Origin of the sequence: uncultured Nostoc sp. (assembly GCF_964245575.1) — a bacterium.
In the GTDB taxonomy this organism is placed as follows: Bacteria; Cyanobacteriota; Cyanobacteriia; order Cyanobacteriales; family Nostocaceae; genus Nostoc.
The window spans coordinates 20,623-24,464 of sequence record NZ_CAXTNP010000105.1; the positions used below are offsets into that span (position 1 = coordinate 20,623).

Below are 3,842 nucleotides of genomic sequence, written 5' to 3' on the forward strand. Positions count from 1 at the left end.
GTAAATACATCTTTAGCAGTACATATAGAAAGTATTCGCGCTATTTATGTCTCTCTTATTGATAATTAATTTAATTAAATAACATCTATATAATATACTCTTGACCTCACTCCTTTCCTAATTAATTCCACGAGTGAGGTCACTCAATTTATCGATATGAATGCAATTTCATATTAGAGATAGAGCCGCTTGCAAAAAAAAGGCAACTTGTGTACTTTTTATTCAACAGCAAGCATCACATCTGATGATTTAATCACGGCATAAGCCTGCTTACCTTCTACAAGTCCCAGATTTTCCGCTGATGATTTTGTGATTATTGACACTAACTCTACACCTGATGCCACTTCTAAAGTTATCTCAGTATTAACTGAACCATGTACAATTTTTTTGACAGTGCCTTTAATAGAGTTACGAGCGCTAATTTCCATTTTCTATCTGTGTTTTACTTCGTACTTAAACAAACTAACATTTTTTTTTGTAAAGAGGAAAAATTTTGATATTTCTTAATAACTGTCAGGGATATAAAGGAAATATCAGCGTTATATCTCTGCTTGATTAAATACAAGATTCAATGGATACATTACATCAAATTTGAGCAATATTAAGACAATGGGTAAAATCCCATTATTAAAGTTAGCTAAACTAACGCTACATTGGACTAGCGACTATTTACGCAAAAATTATATCTGCTATTACTTTAGATAATGAAATAACATTGTAAAAAATACTGCATTTAAATTGTATTTTAATATTTTTTCTTAGATATATTTAGGGATCTTTATAAATGATTCATAATTTAAAATTATCATAGTGATAATATATAACTAAGCTAAATTGTTGCTAATCAACTTAGTACTCGACCAATCCAAATTTGCTGGGTGAGGGCGGCAAGTAGGGAGTGGTGAAATATTTTTCTACTTTTACCAAACTTTTGAATACTTAACAAAGTTGCTTTTATAAACTACTATACTTCAACTACTCATATAGCATTTTAAAATAATGGTAAAAATTATTCAATATGAAGTTTGACAAGCAATTTTATACTTGAACATTACTTAAAATCCTGACATTCAAAGAGCAATTATGAGTAAAGTTAGCAGGCAAGATATGAGTGAAACAACAACCCAATGGCTAATAGCAAAAGGCTATAATCCTGGGAATTTAAATCAGTCAGGGGAAAATGGCGATACAGCTTTGATGAAAGCTACAAGAGAGGGAGTTTATGCAGTCGTCAAAGAACTCATTGATGCAGGCGTGGATATCAATGCTCGAAATAGCGATCGCAACAATGCTTTGTGGTTTGCTTGTTTTGGTAATCACTACGATTTAATTAATTTACTGTTGGCTCACAATATTAACATTGACAACCAAAACGATAATGGTGCAACTGTTTTAATGTACGCAGCATCAGCTGGAAAGACAGAAGTCGTAAAGTTACTTTTACAACATCATCCTAATTTATATTTAAAAAACTTAGACGATTATAAAGTGATAGATTTTGCTAGCAACGTAGAAGTCTTAAGGATAATTAAAAATGCCATTAAGTCAGATATCGGGGAAAGCCTATCATGACGCTACCAAGCATTCTTACTTATCGGTACAACTTGACCCAAATTATGTAGATGCTTCAACACAGCCATCTTCATTTAAAGTTTATCCCAAGTTTTATCGGAGAGTGAAATTAAATCTCAATAATCCTGTTCATGCTTTTATCTCATTAACTAGTGCGATAACGCTAGAAAAAGTATATAAAGATGACCCTTATAAACTGCGAGTAAATCCATCAGCAGGCGCTTTGTATCCTACGGAAGTTTACGTACAGGTTCGCGGTATTGAGGGAATAATCGATGGTATATACCATCTAGAAGTTGAGAATAATTGTCTAACTCTCATCTATGAATTAATTGATGATGGGTTAGAGAGTTATATTATACCGGGTAAAAGTATCAACGGATTCATCTTTTTAATTAGTTGTGTTTATTATAGGTCTAGCTGGAAATATCAAAACAGGAGCATAAGATATTGCTTCTTAGATAGCGGACACCATTTAGGTGCGATCACAGCTTCAGCTTATCTCCACAACCGAGATATACAACTAGTTTTTGACTTTGATAAACTTGCGCTCAATTCAGATTTAGGATTTGAGAATAAGGAGTTTATTACTGGTTGTGCAGTGTCAGGAGAAATACAAGACAATAAAATCAGACACTTAAGGCTGAAAGTTCCTTTTGTCTGTGGTACTGATTATTTTGAATCCAATCAATTTATTGAAGATGCTTATCAAGCAACTACTCTAGAAAAGAGTCGCCAGCAGAAATTAGAGTATCCTCAATTTAATTTTGATCGGGATAAATTTCATCAAACTGTTTGGGATAGACGTTCTATTAGACGTTTCCGGAAAGAGTTTATTTCTCAAGAAGATTATTTATATGTAGTGCAACAACTTCAGCAGCCAATACCAACAGAAAATTATGAGGAAATAGAAATTTACTCAGTGGTGCATCGGGTAGAGGGAATGACACCGGGGTTATATAGAGGTACACATCTGGTTAAGACGGGTAATTTTAGTGAAAAGACAGGTTACTTATGTATTAATCAGGCTATTGCTAGAGATGGCGCTGTAACTTTATTTTTTGTGTCAGATTATTTAAATTATCAAACAGCTATGCAAATAGCTGGTTTTCTTGGACAGAGACTTTATTTAACTAGTAATTATTTGGGAATTCAGTGTAGTGGAATTGGTGCGTATTATGATGACGAAACCCAAGAATTATTAGAAACAAATAAAGATGTACTTTATGGAATGGTGATTGGAATATAAGCAGGAAGCTAAAGAGAGATGGCTAGAAAGATGTATTACTTAAATGGTGATGACTCACATCCTATACAACCGACATCAGCAGATATTATACTGCGGCAACAACTAGAGGATTCTATTAGTAGATACTTTTATGAGGCGTGCGATCGCACGATTCAAAATCTTCTATCTAATTGTCGGTGGTATGTCACAACCCACGCCAATGCTCTGACATTGGTAATTGAATGTCCCGATCAAGTTACTAATTGGCGTATTCTGCAACAAATTGTGCCAATGGGGACATTACTATATGGAATTGTTAACAGTGCTAAAATCCGTGTTTGTCCGCCAGAGAGTCAAGTAGTACCTTTTGAAATGAGGGTAGATGAACTTTCTGTTTATCGAGATTGGGCGTAATTCGATTTTAGATTTTGGATTGTTAATTAAAAGTTAATATTCTGGCTGATAAGTGCAGCTACCTCTTCAAAAACCAAATCAGCAGAATGTTTGATAGCAGGACTTAACTCTAGTCCAAAACCAAGATTTGCTGCTTCAATTAAATAAATTGTCACATCTTCGGGAAAATCATTTTGAAAGATTTTCCGTCCGGCGGCTAAAGCATTATCCCAACGAAAATCGTGCAAGTTATAACTAGGTTCTGGCAAAGCTTCCAGTTCTTTTCCTGGAACTTTAAACACAGCACCCGGTTCAGAACCAGTTGAACTTGCATCAATAATTACTAATTGTTTACTACCTCTAGCTTGAAACATTACTTCCATCCCTGCGGTGCCACAGTCATATACTCGCACATGAGGATGAGGATTTTCAGCTAGATATTTTTGTAAGCGTTGGGCAATGATTACGCCTACTGCATCGTCATTGCGATTGAGATTGCCGCAACCGATAATAGTTAGCATGGAATAAGATTTAATTGTTTAAGTAGTTGCAAATTCAGTTAAAGCGCGATCGCTCGGAGGATGGAAAGCTAACCTCACATCTTGCACCTGGAAAAATGGATGTGAAAACCGCAACTAAGTGCAAGAGG

Annotated in this window: 5 protein-coding genes; 3 read left to right on the forward strand and 2 right to left on the reverse strand. The window is 34.7% G+C overall.

Annotation, left to right across the window (positions count from 1 at the left end):
• Positions 1–218: 218 nt before the first annotated feature.
• Positions 219–428 carry a molybdopterin-binding protein gene (locus tag ACFFAP_RS17845; RefSeq protein ID WP_334793115.1) on the reverse strand — a complete coding sequence of 70 codons (210 nt, stop codon included), beginning with the start codon at positions 426–428 and terminating at the stop codon, positions 219–221.
• Positions 429–1,083: 655 nt separating this feature from the next.
• On the opposite strand from ACFFAP_RS17845, the gene ACFFAP_RS17850 reads away from it, so the two are divergent.
• Genes ACFFAP_RS17850 through ACFFAP_RS17860 form a run of 3 tightly spaced genes read left to right on the forward strand, consistent with a single transcriptional unit; the run spans position 1,084 to position 3,214 of the window.
• Positions 1,084–1,572, forward strand: coding sequence for an ankyrin repeat domain-containing protein (locus ACFFAP_RS17850; RefSeq protein ID WP_375512456.1), 489 nt, complete (start codon positions 1,084–1,086; stop codon positions 1,570–1,572).
• Positions 1,535–2,821 (forward strand): SagB/ThcOx family dehydrogenase, encoded by a 1,287-nt coding sequence (locus tag ACFFAP_RS17855; RefSeq protein ID WP_375512457.1) that lies wholly within the window; start codon positions 1,535–1,537, stop codon positions 2,819–2,821. Before ACFFAP_RS17850 ends, ACFFAP_RS17855 begins: the two co-directional genes overlap by 38 nt.
• A gap of 18 nt (positions 2,822–2,839) precedes the next feature.
• On the forward strand, positions 2,840–3,214 hold the full coding sequence (locus tag ACFFAP_RS17860) for a hypothetical protein (protein ID WP_375512458.1): 375 nt from the start codon (positions 2,840–2,842) through the stop codon (positions 3,212–3,214).
• Between the two features lie 26 nt (positions 3,215–3,240).
• Here ACFFAP_RS17860 and ACFFAP_RS17865 read toward each other — a convergent pair whose 3' ends face one another.
• Positions 3,241–3,714 carry a hydrogenase maturation protease gene (locus ACFFAP_RS17865; protein WP_375512459.1) on the reverse strand — a complete coding sequence of 158 codons (474 nt, stop codon included), beginning with the start codon at positions 3,712–3,714 and terminating at the stop codon, positions 3,241–3,243.
• Positions 3,715–3,842: the final 128 nt, after the last annotated feature.